Annotated in this window: 1 protein-coding gene; it reads right to left on the minus strand. The window is 70.4% G+C overall.

Going from position 1 to position 19,653, the window contains the following annotated elements; all coding sequences use genetic code 11:
* Nucleotides 1–129 precede the first annotated feature (129 nt).
* The gene (locus ACZ6TD_RS00470) at nt 130–19,266 is read right to left on the minus strand and encodes a non-ribosomal peptide synthase/polyketide synthase (RefSeq protein WP_471348862.1); all 19,137 of its coding nucleotides are present in this window, start codon (nt 19,264–19,266) and stop codon (nt 130–132) included.
* Nucleotides 19,267–19,653 lie beyond the last annotated feature (387 nt).

The raw sequence follows: 19,653 nt of genomic DNA on the forward strand, positions 1-19,653 counted from the left end.
GACAAAAGCACCGAAACCACCGCCCGCCGGATGGAGGCCGGCGTCAGCGCACCGTTTTCGGGCTCAGGGTCGGATGACGACCATCGGCGCAGTTCTGGGCGGTGACAGTCCGGTTCCCATTCGGGCGAGTCAGTCGGTTCCGGCCAAACCGAACTCCTTCGCGATTGCTTCCCATATCTTCCGTACGGACTCCCTGTCCGACAGCAAGTCGTAGTGGCTTGAGTCGAGCTTGTGCTCGCGGACGGTGCCGGTCACGTAGGGCTGCCACCATTCCGCCTTCTTCTCGGTCCCCGTAGTGACCAACAACGCGTCGCCTTCGAATTCGCGCTCCTTGTGGCCGCGGGCGATGTTCTCGTTGTTCCGTATGATCTCCAGATAGGCCTCGTGCTCTTCTCCCGTGAGTATCTGGACCATCCGCTCGTAGTCCTTGGCATGTTGCTCGTCCTCTTCTTGAGAGGGCAGCCGTGCCGCGGGGTGGGAGTCCAAAATGACCAGGGCAGCCACCTCCTCTCCCGCCTCCTGGAGTTGAACGGCCATCTCGTGGACGACATTGCCGCCGAAGGACCAGCCGAGCAGGTAGTACGGACCCGTGGCCTGGACGGCGCGCATCTCGGTTACATAGTCGGCGGCCATCTCCACCAGCGAACCGGGTACCGGGGTCTCGTCGCCGACGAGGCCGCGCGGTCGTATGGCGTAGAGCGGGTAGCGGGGGGGCACGTGGTTGGCCAGCCAGCCGTACTCCCATCCCAGGCCCAGCCCCGCGTGCACACAGAAGAAGGGCGGGTGGTCATCGCCCGAGCGCAAGGGAAGCAGTATGCCCCGGCTCCCGTGCGGCCCCGCCTGCTCCAGCCGCGCCGCCAGGCCGGCGACGGTCGGCGTCTCGAACACCGCCCGGACCGGCAGCTCCACACCCAGCACCGCGCGGATCCGGCTCACCAGCCGCATCGCCAGCAGCGAGTGCCCGCCCAGGGCGAAGAAGTCATCGTCCACCCCCACCCGCTCCACACCCAGCACCTGCGCGAACACCGCGCTCAGGACGTCCTCGCGCACGGTCGCCGGGCCACGGCCCCCATCCGTGTCGGAGGCGTAGTCCGGTGCCGGCAGGGCGGCGCGATCCACCTTGCCGTTCACTGTCAATGGCAGCCGCTCCAGCAGTACGACTGCCGACGGCACCATGTACTCCGGCAACCGAGCCGCCACCAGCATCCTGAGCTCCTCGGCCAGACGGGTTCCAGCGCCATCAGTCTCGTCGCCGTTACCGAGGGCATCTGCTGCCTCACGGGTCCCGTCCGTTCCCTCGGTCGCTTCCGGTACGACGTAGGCGACCAGGCGCTTGTCGGCAGCGCCCTCCCCGTGGGCGACGACGACAGCCTGCGCGACGTCTTCGTGGCCGGCCAACACCGCCTCGATCTCACCCGGCTCCACCCGGAAACCCCGGATCTTCACCTGATCGTCAGCACGCCCCACGAACTCCAACACCCCAGCCCGGTTCCAGCGCACCACATCCCCGGTCCGGTACATCCGCGCACCCGCCCCCTCGAACGGACACGCCACAAACCGGTCCGCGGTCAGTCCCGGACGATTCACATACCCCCGGGCCAGCCCCGCACCCGCCACATACAGCTCCCCCGCCACCCCCACCGGCACCGGAGCCAACCGCTCGTCCAGCACATACAGACGCGTATTGTCCAACGGGCGCCCGATCGGGAGGGTATCCGCTATTTGCTCAACGTCAGTGAGCGGAATCTGTGTGGCGATCAGGGTCGCCTCGGTCGGGCCGTAGGTGTTGCGAACTGTTGTCCCGGGCACAGCGCGCAGCACCCGACGGACAGCGTCCGCTGGCAGCACGTCGCCGCCTGTGCTCACCTCGGTGACGCCGTCGAAGGCGGTGGGGTCTTCCTCGGCGATCACGCGGAACAGTCCGGCAGTCAGGTGGACATGGGTCAGGCTGTGCTCGGTGATCAGTGACCGTAGCAGTGCGGCGTCGAAGCGGCCCGTCGGGGCGAGAACCACCTGCTCACCGCCCAGTAGCGTCACCCACAGCTCGTAGACGGACGCGTCGAAGGTGTGCGGAGACCGCATCAGGACCCGCTGGGGTTCGGGCGTTTTCCAGCCCTGGTCGGCGGCGAAGTCGACCACATCCCGGTGGGTGATGACGACGCCCTTGGGGGTGCCGGTGGATCCGGAGGTGTAGATGGCGTAGGCCGGGTGATCCGGCGTGAGAGGGCCGGCCAGCTCATCCGGTGCGAGGGGGCCGGCGTCCTGGCCGGACACCGCCTCCCGCACCGACGGCTCGTCCACCACGATCGGCTCCGGCGCGCACTCCCAGCCGCTCGCCCCGTCCTCGCCCAGTCTGTCACGCATCGCCGCCGCGGTCAGCACGGCCACCGGGGCGGCATCGGCCAGCGTGCCCGCGATACGGGCAGCCGGATACTCCGGGTCGACCGGCACATACGCACCACCGGCCTTCAACACCGCCAGCAGCGCCACAACCAACTCCACCGACCGGTCCATCACCACCGCGACCAACGACTCGGGACCCACACCCAGGCCGATCAGATACCGGGCCAACCGGTTGGACGCCACCTCCAATTCCCCGTAGGACACCTGCTGACCGTCCCAGACCACAGCAACGGCGCCCGGAGTGCGCCTGGCCCGCGCGCCGAACAGCTCCGGCACCGTGGCCACCGGCACCGCACGGTCCGTGTCGTTCCACTCCGCGACAATTCGCCACCGCTCGGCAGCATCCAGCAGATCGATACCGCGCACAGGCCGATCCGGATCGGCTACGACCACCTCCAGCAGCCGCACCAACCGGGCGCCCAAAGCTCGCACCGTCACCTCGTCGAAAAGATCCGACGCATACACGATCTCACCGACCAGCCCAGCCGGCCGCCCCTGCCCATCGAACCGCTCGACTACATCGACCTGCAGATCGAACTTGGCCACCGGCAGATCGCCCGGACCGGGCTCAGCCTCCACGCCCGGCAGATCCACCGTCGCCTCAGGCACGTTCTGCACTTCCAGCATCACCTGAAAGAGTGGATGCCGAGCCATCGAACGGAACGGAGCCAACTCCTCCACCAGCCGCTCGAACGGCACCTCCTGATGCTCGAACGCCCCCAGCGCAGCCCGCCGCACCCGCCCCAGCACCTCAGCAAACGACGGATCCCCCGACACGTCCGTCCGCACCACCAACGTATTCACAAAGAACCCGACCAGATCCTCCAGCGCATCGTCCGTCCGGCCCGCCACCGGACTACCGATCGGAATGTCCTGTCCCGCCCCCAACCGCGACAACAACACCGCCATCGCGGCATGCCACACCATGAACATCGTCACGCCCTGCTCACGCGCCAGCCCCGCCAACCGCTCATGCAACTCAGCAGACACATCCAGGGGAACCGTCCCACCCCGGTGACTGGGCACCCGAGGCCGGTGGCGGTCCACCGGTAGGACCAACTCCTCAGGCGCACCTTGTAGTTCGGCCTTCCAGTACGCCACCTGTCCGGCCATGACGCTGTCCGGATCCCCGGCATCACCCAGCAGTTCTCGCTGCCAGAGCGTGTAGTCCGCGTACTGCACCGGCAACGGTTCCCACTCCGGCGCACATCCCGCACACCGCGCCGCATACGCCACCGACAGATCCCGCCACAACGGTCCCATCGACCACCCGTCAACCGCGATGTGATGCATGACGAGGCAGAGAATCCACTCGTCGCCATCGGCGGTCTCGCCCTGCGCAGGCGACTGCGACACCGTGGCGAACAGTTCGGCTCGTATAGGCAGTTCGGCGGCGAGGTCGAAGGCGTGATGGACGAGCCCCTCGATCCGCATCGGCAGCTTATCGGCGGTGACGGTGGTGAGGGGCAGATCCACCACAACCTCGTCCGCGGGCGTGATCCGCTGGTACGGCTCCCCGTCCACCTGGGAGAAGCACGTCCGCAGACTCTCGTGCCGCGCGACCACATCCCCCAACGCCGCCCGCAACGCCGCCACGTCCAACCGCCCCGACAACCGCGACGAAAGGGAAATATTGTAGGTGGAGTTCGGGCCCTGCAAGCGGTCCAGGAACCACAACCGGCGCTGCGCGAACGACAACGGCACCATTTCGGGACGTGCACCCGCCACCACCGTCGCCCGCACGGCCGCACCACTCGGCTTACCCAGCCGTCGGGCCAACTCCCCCGCCGTCGGTGTCTCGAACACCGCCCGGACCGGCAGCTCCACACCCAGCACCGCGCGGATCCGGCTCACCAGCCGCATCGCCAGCAGCGAGTGCCCGCCCAGGGCGAAGAAGTCATCGTCCACCCCCACCCGCTCCACACCCAGCACCTGCGCGAAGACCCCACACAACAACTCCTCACGCAGATCGGAGGGGCCACGCCCCGTGCCCGCCACAGCCGCGAAGTCCGGCTCCGGCAGGGCAGCCCGGTCCACCTTGCCGTTCGCCGTCAGCGGCAGCCGCTCCAGCACCATCACCGTCGACGGCACCATGTGCTCCGGCAACCTGTCGGCCACATGGCCCTGCAACGCGCCCGCCAAGCTCTCATCCGCCACACCAGAAGCAGGGGCCACGTAGGCAGCCAGGCGCTTGTCGGCAGCGCCCTCCCCGTGGGCGACGACGACAGCCTGCGCGACGTCTTCGTGGCCGGCCAACACCGCCTCGACCTCACCCGGCTCCACCCGGAAACCCCGGATCTTCACCTGATCGTCAGCACGCCCCACGAACTCCAACACCCCAGCCCGGTTCCAGCGCACCACATCCCCGGTCCGGTACATCCGCGCACCCGCCCCCTCGAACGGACACGCCACAAACCGGTCCGCGGTCAGTCCCGGACGATTCACATACCCCCGGGCCAGCCCCGCACCCGCCACATACAGCTCCCCCGCCACCCCCACCGGCACCGGAGCCAACCGCTCGTCCAGGACGTACGCCCGGGTGTCGGCCAACGGGCGTCCGATGGGGACGTCGTCCGCGCCGCTGACATCGACCTCGGTGACCGGGTGGGTGTGGGTGTAGGTGGTGCTCTCCGTGGGGCCGTACCCGTTGATGAGCCGGGTGCCCGGCAGGGAATCGAGAACGGTCCGGCAGTGGGGTGCCGACAGTACGTCCCCGCCCGTGAGAAGGCTCCGAACGCCTTTCAGTGCCGCGACGTCGATGTCCACCACCTGGTGCAGCAGGCCCGTGGGCAGCACGGCGACGGTGACCTGATGGCTGGTCAGGAAATGCCGGAGGTCGGCCACGGACAGCGTCCCGGCCGGTCCGACCGCGAGTGTCGCCCCGTTGACCAGGGCGATCCACATCTCGAAGGTGGTGCAGTCGAACGACACCGAGGCGAGGTGCGCCACCACGTCACCGGGACGTACATCGGCGTACCCGGCCGGACGCACGAGGCGGTCGATCCCCCGGTGGGTGACCGTGACTCCCTTGGGGGTGCCGGTGGAACCCGAGGTGTAGATGACATAGGTGGCCTGGTCGGGACGCGGCGGTGCGGCACGGTCCAGCCGGGTGAGCGGGCCGTCGTCCTCGCCGGCCACCGCCGCCCGCACCGCCGGATCGTCCAGCGTGATCCGGTCCGGGCCTGACACCGGGTCGAGGGGGCCCGAGTCGGACTGGTCGAGTCGGCCGGCGAAGGACGCGGTGGTGACCAGGGCGACCGGCGCCGCGTCGGCCACCATGAGACCGATGCGACCGATGGGGTACGACGGGTCGATCGGCAGATAGGCGCCCCCGGCCTTCAGCACCGCCAGCAGCACGGCGACCCTCTGGGGCGAGCGGTCCATCACCACCGCGACCACGGACTCGGGGCGTACCCCGTGGCCGATCAGGTGCCGGGCGAGGCGGTTGGATTCCGCATCGAGCTGCGCGTACGTCATCCGCTCGTCGCCGCGGACCAGCGCGACGGCGTCGGGGGTCCGGGCGGCCTGCGCGCCGAACAGCTCGGGCACGGTGGCCGCGGGTTCCGGACGTGTCGTGTCGTTCCACTCGGTCAGGATTCGCCGCCGCTCGTCGGCGTCGAGCGGGTCGATTCCGTGAAGGGACCGGTGGGGGTCGGCCGCGGCCGTGCGGAGGATGTGGACCAGCCGGGTGGCGAGCGTCTCGGCCGTGGCCCGGTCGAAGAGATCGGAGGCGTAGGTGATCCCGCCGTTCAGACCGACCGGCCGGCCCTGGTCGTCGAAGCGCTCTTCGACGTGGAAGTCGAGATCGAACTTGGCCATGGAGACCTCGGAGGGCCGGGCCTCGACGTCCAGGCCCGGCAGGTCGATCGTCGCCTGGGGGACGTTCTGCACCGCCAGCATGACCTGGAACAGCGGGTGCCTGGACAGCGAGCGGGCCGGGGCCAGCTCCTCCACCAGCCGCTCGAACGGCACCTCCTGGTGCTCCAGCGCGCCCAGCGCCCTCTGCCGCACCCGCCCCAGCACCTCGGCGAAGCTCGGGTCACCGGACAGATCGGTGCGCACCACCAGCGTGTTCACGAAGAACCCGACCAGGTCCTCCACCGCCTGATCGTTCCGCCCGGCGACCGGGCTGCCGATCGGGATGTCCTCCCCCGCGCCCAGCTTGGACAGCAGCACCGCCAGGGCGGCCTGCCACACCATGAACATCGTCACACCCTGCCGGGCCGCCAGTTCCGCCAGCTGGGCGTGCAGGTCGGCCCGCAGGGTCAGCGGCACCCAGCCACCGCGGTGACTGGCCACCGCGGGCCGCCGCCGGTCCACCGGAAGCTCCAACTCCTCCGGGGCACCGCGCAGTTCGGCCCTCCAATAAGCCACCTGACCGGCCAGCACACTGTCCGGATCCGCCGGATCGCCGAGCATCCCCTGCTGCCACAGCGCGTAGTCCGCGTAACTCACCGGCAGCGGCTCCCAGCCCGGCGCACGCCCGGCGCGGCGGGCGGTGTAGGCGGCCGACAGGTCCCGCAGCAGCGACCCCATGGACCAGCCGTCGCCCGCGATGTGGTGGACGACCAGCACCAGTACCCAGTCGCCTGTGACCACCGACCCGGCATCGGGTGACGGCTGGTCAGTGCCGGAGGTGAACAGCGTGGCGCGCAGGGGCGGCTCGCCCGCGAGGTCGAAGACGTGCGAGCACGCCCGGTCGATCCGCGCCTCCAGCTCGTCGGCGGCGACCGCGACCACCGGCAGCTCCACACCCGCCTCGGCAACAGACACGATCTCCTGGTACGGCTCCCCCTCCACCTCCGGGAAACGCGTCCGCAGACTCTCGTGCCGGGCCACCACATCGCCCAACGCCGCCCGCAGCGCCGAAACGTCCAGCCGTCCCGACAGCCGCAACACCAGCGGAATGTTGTACAACGCGCTCGCGCCCTCGAGCCGGTCCACGAACCACAACCGCCGCTGCGCGTAGGAGAGCGGCAGCTCGCGCGGACGCGGCCCGGCCACCACCGCCGACCGCGCCGGCACACCACCGGCCCGCTCCAGCCGCGCCGCCAGACCGGCCACGGTCGGCGCCTCGAACACCGCCGGGACCGGGATCTCCAGACCCATGACCGCCCGGATCCGGCTGACCAACCGCACGGCCAGCAGCGAATGCCCGCCCAGCGCGAAGAAGTCGTCCTCCACAGTGACCCGGGGCACGTCGAGTACTTGGGCGAACACCGAGCACAAAATCTCCTCGTACACGGTGGCCGGTCGCCTGCCCGGCCCCGTGCCGGCGCCGGACGCGTGGTGCGGCGCGGGCAGCGCGGCACGGTCGACCTTGCCGTTCACCGTCAGCGGCAGCCGCTCCAGCACCACCACCGACGGCACCATGTACTGCGGCAGCCGACTCGCCGTGAAGTCCCGCGCCACCGCGCCGAATTCCGCGTCCGCCTCGCCGTGGGTGAGGACGACATAGGCGGCGAGGTACTTGTCACCGGGGGTGTCCTCGCGGGCGATGACGACCGCCTGAGCCACCTGCTCGTGCTGAGCCAGCACCGCCTCGACCTCACCCGGCTCGACGCGGAAGCCACGGATCTTCACCTGGTCGTCCGCCCGGCTCACGAACTCCAGCTGACCCTCACGGTTCCAGCGCACCACGTCACCCGTCCGGTACATGCGCCCACCGCCGCCTTCGAACAGGCAGGCCACGAACCGCTCACCGGTCAGCCCCGGACGGTTCAGATACCCCCGGGCCAGCCCGGCGCCGGCGATGTACAGCTCACCGGCCACCCCCGCCGGCACGGGGTTGAGGAATTCGTCGAGCACGTACATCCGCGTGTTGTCCAGCGGATACCCGACCGGCACCACATCCCCGATCGCCTTGGGATCCTGGATCGGGATCTGGGTACCGATGACGGTCACCTCGGTCGGACCGTAGGTGTTGCGGACCGTGATCGAGGGCACGGCCTCCAGCACCCGCCGTACCGCCGCGGTGGGGACCACGTCCGCGCCGGTGTACACCTCGTGCAGCCCGGCGAAGGCGGTGGGGTCCTCCTCGGCGATCACCCGGAACAGACCCGCGGTCAGCTGGACGTGGGTCAGCCCGTGGTCGCCGACCAGCGACCTGAGCAGCGCCGCGTCGATCCGGCCCCTGGGGGCGACGACCACCTGTCCGCCGGTCAACAGCCGTACCCACAGTTCGAGGGTGGAGCCGTCGAAGGTGTGCGGCGCGGCGAACAGGCCCCGGGCCTGCCCAGGGAAGTGCCAGCAGCGGTCACCGGCAAGTTCCACCACGTCCCGGTGGGTGGTCGCGATGCCCTTGGGCTCACCCGTCGATCCGGAGGTGAACATCACGTACGCCAACTGGTCGGGCATGACCCGCACCGGTACGGCCGCGTCCGGCGCAGCGGCCCACGCGGCCTCCGCCTCGTCCGCGTCGGCCACGACCACCGTGCCGGCGTGCTCCCGCACGGTCGGCGCGTACACCTGGTCGACCAGGCACACATCGACGCCGGCCTGGAGCAGCACCTGCCCGATGCGCTGGGCCGGCTGGCCGGGATCGACGGGCACATACACGCCGCCGGCCTTCATCACCGCCAGCAGAGCGGTCACGAGGTCGATCGACCGGTCCATGACCACCCCGACAAGGGACTCGGGGGCCACCCCACGGTCGGTCAGATGCCGGGCGAGACGATTGGACCGGGCCTCCAGTTCGCCGTACGAGACCCGTTCCTCGCCAGACGCCAAGGCGATCGCCTCAGGGGCACGGGTGGCGTGCGCGGTGAACAACGCCGGCACCGTGACGGCGGCCGGGCGGCGGTCGCCGTTCCATTCCGTCAGCAGTCGCCGCCGCTCGGCGGGGTCCAGCAGGTCCAGGCGGCTGATGGGACGGGCAGGGCCGGCGGTGACGGTCTTCAGGAGGCGGATCAGCCGGGTGACCAGCGTCTCAGCCGTGGCCTGGTCGAACAGGTCGGTGGCGTACGTGAGCCCGCCGAGCAGGCCGTCGGGCCGCCCCTGTCCGTCGAACCGCTCGACGACTTGGAAGTCGAGGTCGAGCTTGGCCATGGTGGCCTCGCCCGGGTGGGCTTCGACGTCCAGGCCCGGCAGGTCGATCGTCGCCTGGGGAACGTTCTGCACCGTCATGGTGACCTGGAACAGCGGGTGCCTGGACAGCGAGCGGGCCGGGGCCAACTCCTCCACCAGCCGCTCGAATGGCACCTCCTGGTGCTCCAGCGCGCCCAGCGCCCTCTGCCGCACCCGCCCCAGCACCTCGGCGAAGCTCGGGTCACCGGACAGGTCGGTGCGCACCACCAGCATGTTCATGAACAACCCGACCAGGTCCTCCACGGCCTGGTCGGTCCGTCCGGCGATCGCGGTGCCGATCGGGATGTCCTTACCCGCGCCCAGCTTGGACAGCAGCACCGCCAGGGCGGCCTGCCACACCATGAACATCGTCACGCCCTCGGCACGGGCCAGCTCCGCCAGGTCGGCATGGAGTTCCGGTGGAACGTCGAGCGCCGCCCAGCCGCCCCGGTGACTGGCCACCGCGGGCCGCCGCCGGTCCACCGGAAGCTCCAACTCCTCCGGCACGCCTTGCAGTTCGGTCTTCCAATAAGCCACCTGACCGGCCAGCACACTGTCCGGATCCGCCGGATCGCCGAGCATCCCCTGCTGCCACAGTGCGTAGTCCGCGTAACTCACCGGCAGCGGCTCCCAGCCCGGCGCACGCCCGGCACACCGCGCCGCGTACGCCTCCGACAGATCCCGCCACAGCAGCCCCATCGACCAGCCGTCGCCCGCGATGTGGTGCACGACCAGCACCAGCACGGACTCACCCGTCACCACCGCCCCGTCATCGGTCGGCGACGGGCCGGTGGCAGAGGTGAACAGCGTGGCGCGCAGGGGCAGCTCGCCCGCGAGGTCGAAGACGTGCGAGCACGCCCGGTCGATCCGCGCCTCCAGCTCGTCGGCGGCGACCGCGACCACCGGCAGCTCCACACCCGCCTCGGCAACAGACACGATCTCCTGGTACGGCTCCCCCTCCACCTCCGGGAAACGCGTCCGCAGACTCTCGTGCCGGGCCACCACATCGCCCAACGCCGCCCGCAACGCCGAGACGTCCAGCCGTCCCGACAGCCGCAACACCAGCGGAACGTTGTACAACGCGCTCGCGCCCTCGAGCCGGTCCACGAACCACAACCGCCGCTGCGCGTAGGAGAGCGGCAGCTCGCGCGGACGCGGCCCGGCCACCACCGCCGACCGCGCCGGCACACCACCGGCCCGCTCCAGCCGCGCCGCCAGACCGGCCACGGTCGGCGCCTCGAAAAGGGCGCGGATGGGCAGTTCGACCCCGAGCACGGTGCGGATCCGGCTGGCCAGCCGCACCGCTTGGAGCGAATGTCCGCCCAGTTCGAAGAAGCTGTCGTCGACCCCGACCCGCGGCACGCCCAGCACCTGGGCGAAGACCGCGCGCAGAAGGTCCTCGCGCACCGTGGCCGGCCGCCTTCCCGGTGCCGTGCCGGATCGGGACTCGGGGGCGGGCAGGGCGGCGGAGGCGGGTTCCGCCTGCTCTTCCGCCCGGCGCACGAGCTCCAGCTGACCGGCGCGGTTCCACCGCACCACGTCCCCGGTGCGGTACATCCGGGCACCAGGTTCCTCGAACGGGCAGGCCACGATCTGCTCGGCGACCGGACCCGGACGGTACCGTTCCGCACGGGCGAGCCCGGCACCCGCTACATACAGCTCACCGGCCACCCCCGGCGGCACCGGTTCGAGACAGGCGTCCAGGACGTAGACACGCGTGTCGGCCGACGCATCCGCGAACGGTACGCGCTCCCCACCGGGTACCGGCGTCGCCGCGTCATTCCACTCTGTCAGGATCTGCTTCCGCTCCGCGGCATCCAGCAGGTCGATTCCACGGATGGGCCGACGGGGGTCATCGACCACCGCCCGCAGGACCCGTATCAGCCGGGTGATGAGCATGTCCACCGTGGCCTGGTCGAACAGATCGGTGGCATACGTGATGCCGCCGTCCAGACCGGCCGGCAGACCCAGCGCGTCGAAACGCTCGATGACCTCGAGGTCCAGGTCGAACTTGGCGCCCTGTGCCCCGGACGGCATGACGCCAACCTCGACCCCGGGCAGGTCGAGCGCCACGTCCGGGACGTTGTGCAGCGTCAGTGCGACCTGGAACAGCGGGTGCCTGGCCATGGAACGGGCCGGGGCCAGCTCCTCCACCAGCCGCTCGAACGGCACCTCCTGGTGCTCCAGCGCGCCCAGAGCAGACCGCCGCACCCGCCCCAGCACCTCGGCGAAGGTCGGGTCACCGGACAGGTCGGTGCGTATCACCAACGTGTTCACGAAGAACCCGGCCAGATCCTCCAGGGCTTGATCATTGCGCCCGGCCACCGGGCTGCCGATGAGAATGTCCTCCCCCGCGCCCAGCCTGGAGAGCAGCACCGCCACCGCGGCCTGCCACACCATGAACATCGTCACGCCCTCGGCACGGGCCAGCTCCGCCAGCTCCGTATGCAGTTCGGCGGGCATCCGGAAGCTGGACAGCCCACCCTGGTGACCGGCCTCCACAGGTCGCGGCCGGTCCACCGGCAAAGCCAGTTCCTCCGGCGTCCCGGCCAGCGCCTTCCGCCAGTACGCCAGCTGGCCGGCCAGCACGCTGTCCGGATCGTCCGCCTCACCCAGCACCTTCCGCTGCCACAGCGTGTAGTCCGCGTACTGCGCCGGCAACGGCTCCCAGCCCGGCGCGCTCCCCGCACAGCGCGCCGCGTACGCCACCGACAGATCCCGCCGCAGCAGCCCCATCGACCAGCCGTCGGCCGCGATGTGGTGCACGACCAGCACCAGCACGGACTCACCCGTCACCACCAGGCCGTCCTCCGGCGGCGGCTGCTGGTCCCAGTCGAGCGCGAACAGGGTGGCCCGCACGGGCAGTTCGGCCGCCGCGTCGAAGACATGGGAGGACGCCTGGTCGATCCGCTCCGCCAGCTCGTCAGCGGCGGCGACCGGGATCAGTGGCAGGGCGACACTCGCCTCGGCGGCAGGCACGATCTCCTGGTACGGCTCCCCCTCCACCTCCGGAAAGCGCGTCCGCAGACTCTCGTGCCGCGCCACCACATCGGCCAGCGCCGCCCGCAGCGCGGGGACGTCCAGCCGCCCGGACAACCGCAGCACCAGCGGAACGTTGTACAGCGCGCTCGCGCCTTCGAGACGATCCAGGAACCACAACCGGCGCTGAGCGTACGACAGCGGCAACACCGGCGGACGTGGTCCGGCCACCACCGCGGGCCGCGCTTCATCGCCACCGGCCCGCTCCAGCCGTACGGTCAGGCCGGCCACGGTCGGCGTCTCGAACAGCGCCCGCACCGGCACCTCCGCACCGAAGACCGCGCGGACCCTGCTGACCAGCCGCACCGCGAGCAGTGAATGCCCGCCGAGGGAGAAGAAGTCGTCCTCGACCCCGACCCGGGCCAGGCCCAGCACCTGTGCGAAGAGCGAGCACAGGAGCTCCTCGCGCATGGTGACGGGCCTCCGTCCCGCGTCGGAGGCGTAGTCCGGCACCGGGAGGGCGGCCCGGTCGAGCTTGCCGTTCACCATCAGTGGCAGCCGCTCCAGCACCACGATCGCCGACGGCACCATGTACTCCGGCAGCCTGCCCGCGAGGTACCCGCGCACTGCCGACTCCAGCCCTTCGCCGGCGGCCGTGCCGGGGTCACCGGCGGGGACGAGGTAGGCCGTCAGACGCTTGTCACCGGGAGTGTCCTCACGGACGATGACCACAGCCTGCGCCACCCGCTCGTGCCCGGCCAGCACCGCCTCGACCTCACCCGGCTCGATCCGGAAACCGCGGATCTTCACCTGGTCGTCGGCACGGCCGATGTAAAGGAGCTGGCCGTCGGCGGTCCAGCGCACCTTGTCGCCGGTGCGGTACATGCGCCCTGCCTGCCCGCCATCGGGCTGCGAGTGGCTCCCGGCCGCCGGGCCGGAGGAGAGGGGCCCAGCCGCCCCGCGGAACGGATCGGCCACGAACCGCTCGGCGGTGAGCCCTGGGCGGTTCAGGTAACCCCGGGCGACACCTGCGCCGGAGACGTAGAGGTCGCCGACCACCCCCACCGGCACGGGTGCGAGGTGTTCATCGAGGACATAGACGCCGGTGTTGGGCAGCGGCCGGCCGATGCACGGCAGGTCACCGGGGCGCAGCGGGCCCGCGGAGGCCGCGATCACGGTGATCTCGGTCGGTCCGTACGCGTTGCCGAACCAGCGGTCGGCGCCCCACCGGTCGACGAGTTCGGAGCCCAGTGCCTCACCCGCGACCAGCAGCGTCCGCACGGACGCCAGTTCGGCCACGGTCTCGACCATGCCGAGGACCGTGGGCGGGAGCTGCATATGCGTGACGGCGTGCCGGGCCACCACACCGGCCAGCCCGGCTCCGGGCAGCAGGTGCTCGGCCGGCGCCACCACCAGGCATGCCCCCGCGGAGAACGCCATCATGATCTCCCAGGTCGCGACGTCGAAGCCGATCGACGCGAACTGCAACAGCCGACTGTCGGAGTCCAGGTCCGGCCAGCGGTCGGCCATGAGGTTCACGGCGTTCGCGTGCGGTACCACGACACCCTTGGGTGTCCCGGTGGAGCCGGAGGTGTAGATCACATAGGCGGCGTGGTCCGGGCGCAGGGGGGCGATCCGGTCGGCCTGGGAGAGTGCGCGCGCGTCCTGGCCGGCCACCGTCGCCCGGACCACCGGGTCGTCCAGCGTGATCCACTGCGGGCCGGTCTCCGGCCCGTGCCCGTCCGCGTCGGGCTCACGCAGTCGGCCGGCGATCGCCGTGGTGGTGAGCAAGGCGACCGGGGCGGCGTCGGCGCACATGAAGGCGACGCGCTCGGCGGGCTGGCCGGGGTCGACGGGAAGGTAGGCACCACCGGCCTTCACCACCGCCAGCAGCGCGGTGATCAGGTCGGGTGAGCGCTCCATCACCACCGCGACCAGGGACTCCGGCCCCACTCCGCGCGTGATCAGATACCGGGCGAGGCGGTTGGAACGCGCCTCCAGCTCGGCGTAGGACAGCCGCACGTCTTCGTAGGCCAGAGCGTCGGCGTCGGGGGTGCGGGTGGCCTGGGCGGTGAACATGTCCGCCAGCGTGGTGACGGGCACCGGGCGGGCGGTGTCGTTCCACTCCGTCAGGATCCGCTGCCGCTCGGCCGCGGGGAGGACGTCGATGTGCTCGAGTGGGGTGTCCGGATGCTGTTCCAGAGCGCTGATCAGGTTTTCGGTGGTGGTATGCAGCAGGCGGGTGATCAGCTCCGGGTCGATCGCCGCAGCCACCTGCACCCCGAAGGCGAAGTCGTAGCCGCTGTCGTCCACGGACACGACCAGGGGGTAGTTGGTCCGGTCCCAGGAGCCGAGGACCTCGGTCCCGTGTGGCCTCGGCGCCACCCAGTCGCCGCTGAAGAAGTGCCGGTAGTTCAGCAGGGCGGTGAACAGCGGAGCCGGGGCGCGGACGCCGCTGGCCCGCTGGGCGACGGCCAGTGAGGCGTGTTCGTGCACGATCAGGTCGGCCAGCTGAGTCTGCATCGAGCGCATCCCGTCCCGCACACCGATGCCGCTGCCGGTGCGCGCGCGCACCGGCAGCGTATTGATGAACAGCCCCGGGACACGGTCGGCACCCGCTCCGGCGTTCATCCGTCCGAACAGCACAGTGCCGAACACCACGTCGTCGCGGGCGGACACCGACGCCAGGACGCGGGCCCACACGGTATGGAACACCGTCGCGGGGCTCACTCCCAGCAGGCTGGCCTGCTGCCGCAACCGCACCGCCAACCGCCCGTCCACCGGCAGACGGGCTTCCCTGACAGCCGTACCGTCCCCATGCACGTCCACCAGCCCGAACGGAGCCGTGGGCTCGGTCACGTCTCCCAGCAACCCTGCGAAGTACCTCTCGTGCTCGGCCGGAGGTATTCCCATCCGTGCCTGTGCCACGAACGTGCGGAACGGCAAGGGCACCGGGAGCTCATCCCCTCGCCCGTCCAGGACCGCCTGCACCTCGTCCAGCACCACATCCAGGGCGGTGTGATCCTGCACGAGATGGTGGAACTGCAACACCCCACGCCAGCGTTCACCGTCCGGTTGGGCCGCGACACACATCCGCAGCAAAGGACGCCGCCCGATATCCATCGCCGAACCGCTCGCGGCCAGCAACTCCCGCACCGGGTCGGAGGCTCCGCCGTCCAGGGTGATTTCCTGAACGGGGAGCCGGGCTTCGCGGAGTACCACCTGGACCGGCTCCCGCAGGCCTTCCCACAGGAACACCGTCCGGAATGTGTCATGCCGGTCCACGACCGTCTGGAAAGCGTCCACGTACCGGTCCAGACGGGCCCGGGAATCAAACTCCAACACGATGGACACGACGTATGCGTCGTTGCCGCTGTCCCGCATGAGGTGGTGGAAGAAGATGCCTTCCTGCAACGGCGCCAGCGGATATATGTCCGCCACGTTCGCCGCCCCACCCGGGACCTGCTCGACGATCCGTGCAACCTCCTCGCCGGTCAGATCGACCAGCGGCAGCATGTCCGGCGTGATCGCCTCCGCCCCCACCGGAATCATGTTCGGCGGGACCGTGACCTCGGACTGACCGGCCACCACGGCCAGACTGGCCACCGTCGGTGCGGTGAACAACGACTGCACGTCAACTGTCAGCGCGCGCTGCCGCAACCGTTCGACCAACGACACCGCGAGCAGCGAGTGTCCGCCCAGTTCAAAGAAGTTGTCGTCGATGCCCACCTGCGGCAGTCCGAGGACCGCGGCGAACTCCTCGCACAGGATCTCCTCCCGCGGAGTACGCGGCCCGTGCGCCGACACGGACGTGTCAGGCGCCGGCAGCGCCTTCCGGTCCAGCTTCCCGTTCACCGTCAACGGCAGGCCGTCCAGCACCACCACCGCGGACGGCACCATGTACTCGGGCAGGCGTTCACTCGCGTACCTGCGCAATTCACCGGCCAGTGCGCTCATGGTCGCGGATTCGCCGCTCGCCGGAACCACGTACGCCACCAGACGCTTGTCATCGGGCTGATCCTCACGGACCACCACCGCGGTCTGCCCCACCCGTTCGTGGGCGAGCAGCACGGCTTCCACCTCACCCGGCTCGATCCGGAACCCGCGGACCTTGACCTGGTCATCCGCCCGTCCCACGAACTCCAGCCGCCCACCGCTGGTCCAGCGCACCACGTCCCCGGTCCGGTACATCCGGCTACCACCACCCTCGAACGGGCAGGCCGCGAACCGCTCGGCGGTCAGGCCCGGACGGTGCAGGTAACCCCGGGCCAGCCCGGCGCCGGCCACGTACAGCTCACCAGCCACGCCCACCGGCACCGGATTGAGGAAGTCGTCGAGGACGTACACCCGAGTGTTGTCCAGCGGGTGGCCGATGAGACTGCCCGGGTGTTCCTCGTCCGCCATGGCCGCGTCGAGCCGGAGGTGGCTGACATGCACGGTGGTCTCGGTGATGCCGTACATGTTCACCAGCGTCGGCGCCTCACCCCGGTGCCGGGCGTACCACTCCCGCAACCGGCGGAGATCGAGCGCCTCACCGCCGAACACCACCAACCGCAGCGCCAACTCGGTACCCACCTCGGCATGCCGCCCGTCGGCCTGCACGAGCTGGTAGAACGCCGAAGGAGTCTGGCTGAGCACCGTCACCCGCTCCCGCGCCAGCATGCGCAGGAACTCCCCGGGGGAGCGCGAGATGTCAAACGGAACCACCACCAGGCGCCCGCCGTGCAGCAACGCGCCCCACAGCTCCCAGACCGAGAAGTCAAACGCGAAGGAATGGAACCAGGTCCACACGTCCCCGCTGTCGAAGCCGAACCGCTCCCCCGCCCCCTGCAAAAGGGCCGCCACATTCGTATGAGCAACAGAAACACCCTTGGGAGCACCGGTCGATCCAGAGGTGTAGATCACATAGGCCGGGTGTTCGGGCCGGAGTGGGGCGACTCGGTCGCCCTGGACCAGGGCGTGTGCGTCCTGCTCCGCCACCTCGGCCCGCACCGCCGGATCATCCAGCACGATCCACCGCGCCACGGACGGTCCGGCATGTGGTCCTTCCCGGCCCAGCCGGCCGGCGACCTCGGCAGTCGTCAGCGAGGCGACCGGGGCCGCGTCCGCCACCATGGAGGTGATGCGCTCGGACGGGTATTCCGGGTCGACCGGCAGATACGCACCACCCGCCTTCATCACCGCCAGCAGCGCCGTGACCAGCTCGGGCGAGCGGTCCATCGCCACCGCCACCAGCGACTCCGGACCCACACCCCGCGCGATCAGGTACCGGGCCAACCGGTTTGACTCCGCCTCCAGTTCCGCGTACGAGACCCGTTCCTCGCCCGATACCACCGCCACGGCCTCGGGAGTGCGAGCGGCCTGCGCGCCGAACAGCTCCGGCACCGTCGCAGCCGCCACCGGGCGCGCGGTGTCATTCCACTCGACCAGCGTCCGCCGGCGTTCGTCGGCGTCCACCACCTCGACACGGTCCAGCCCGATGTCGGGATCGGCGACGACCTCGCACAGGACCCGGACGAGGCGGGTGACGAAGCCTTCGGCCGTGGCCTGGTCGAACAGGGCGGCGGCGTAGATGAGCACGGCCTCCATACCGGCCGGCCGGCCCTGGCTGTCGAATCGTTCCATCACCTGGAAGTCCAGGTCGAACTTGGCCAGGGGTATCTCGCCGGGGCGGACCTGGACCGTCAGGCCCGGCAGTTCCAGCGTCCCCGCGGGGGTGTTGTGGAGTGTGACGTTGACCTGGAACAGCGGATGCCGGCCCACCGAGCGGGCCGGGGCCAGCTCCTCCACCAGCCGCTCGAACGGCAGGTCCTGGTGCTCCAGTGCGCCCAGGGCCGCCTGCCGCACCCGTCCCAGTACCTCGGCGAAGGTCGGGGGACCGGACAGGTCGGTGCGCACCACCAGCGTGTTCACGAAGAACCCGACCAGATCCTCCAGGTCCTGCTCGGTCCGCCCGGCGACCGGGCTGCCGATCGGGATGTCCTCGCCCGCGCCCAGCTTGGACAGCAGCACCGCCACCGCGGCCTGCCACACCATGAACATCGTCACGTCCTGCCGAGCCGCCAGCTCCGCCAATTCGGCGTGCAGTTCGGCCGGCAGGTCGAGCCGCACCAGTCCGCCGTCGTGATCGGCTGTCGCGGGCCGCGGCCGGTCCACCGGCAGGGCCAGTTGCTCCGGCGCCCCGGCCAGGGCCTGCCGCCAGTACGCGAGCTGCCTGGCCCGCACACTGTCCGGGTCGTGTGCCTCACCCAGCAACTCCTGCTGCCACAGGCTGTAGTCGGCGTACTGCACCGGCAACGGCTCCCAGCCCGGCTCACGCCCGGTGCACCGCGCCGCATACGCCTCTGAGAGGTCCCGCCACAGCGGGGCCACCGACCACCCGTCGGCCGCGATGTGGTGCACCACCAGCACCAGCACACACTCACCGGTCACCGGCGCGTCGCGGTCCACCGTCGGTTGCCCGGACACCGGCGTGAGCAGTGTGGCCCGCAGGGGGATTTCGGCCGCCAGGTCGAACACGTCCAGGGACGCGCGGGCGATACCGGATTCCAGCTCGTCGGCAGCGGTGGGAACCAGGGTCAGCTCGACGCTCGCCTCGTCCGGGGGAAGGATCTCCTGGTACGGCTCCCCGCCCAGCTGCGGGAATCGCGTGCGCAGACTCTCGTGCCGGGCCAGGACATCGTCCAGCGCGGCCCGGAGCGCCACGACGTCCAGCCGTCCGGACATCCGCAGCACCAGCGGGATGTTGTAGAGCGCGGTCGGGCCTTCCAGCTGGTCCAGCAACCACATCTGACGCTGCGCATACGACGCGGGGATCACAAGAACTCCTTACGGGCGGGAGCATCCGACGAAGGAAGGAGAACGACTGTGACGGACTTCGGGCAGTCGCGATCCCGACGGTGGTCGGGGATCCAGGCGCCAACCAAACCGTGCATCCACTCCAACGGGGCGATGCTCCAGGGACACGCCTGTTCACGGCATCGGTAGGAGCCACAGTTACGGCTCGCCCCCGCGGTTTCCCTGTCGTCCCGTCAGCCGGGTCGGCCACGGGCGGCGCTTGTGCCGCCTCTCGCGGAGGGCACGCGGAAGAGCTCTCGGCAGGAAACCCGGGCCCGGCCGGAAAAGGTCCCGGCGATGCCCCGCCGGTGTCCGGCCGTGGGGTGGTGCGACCGTAACGGCGGTCGTCACCGATGTCGTTGGCCGCGG

The sequence above is a fragment of the Streptomyces yongxingensis genome, from assembly GCF_055597465.1.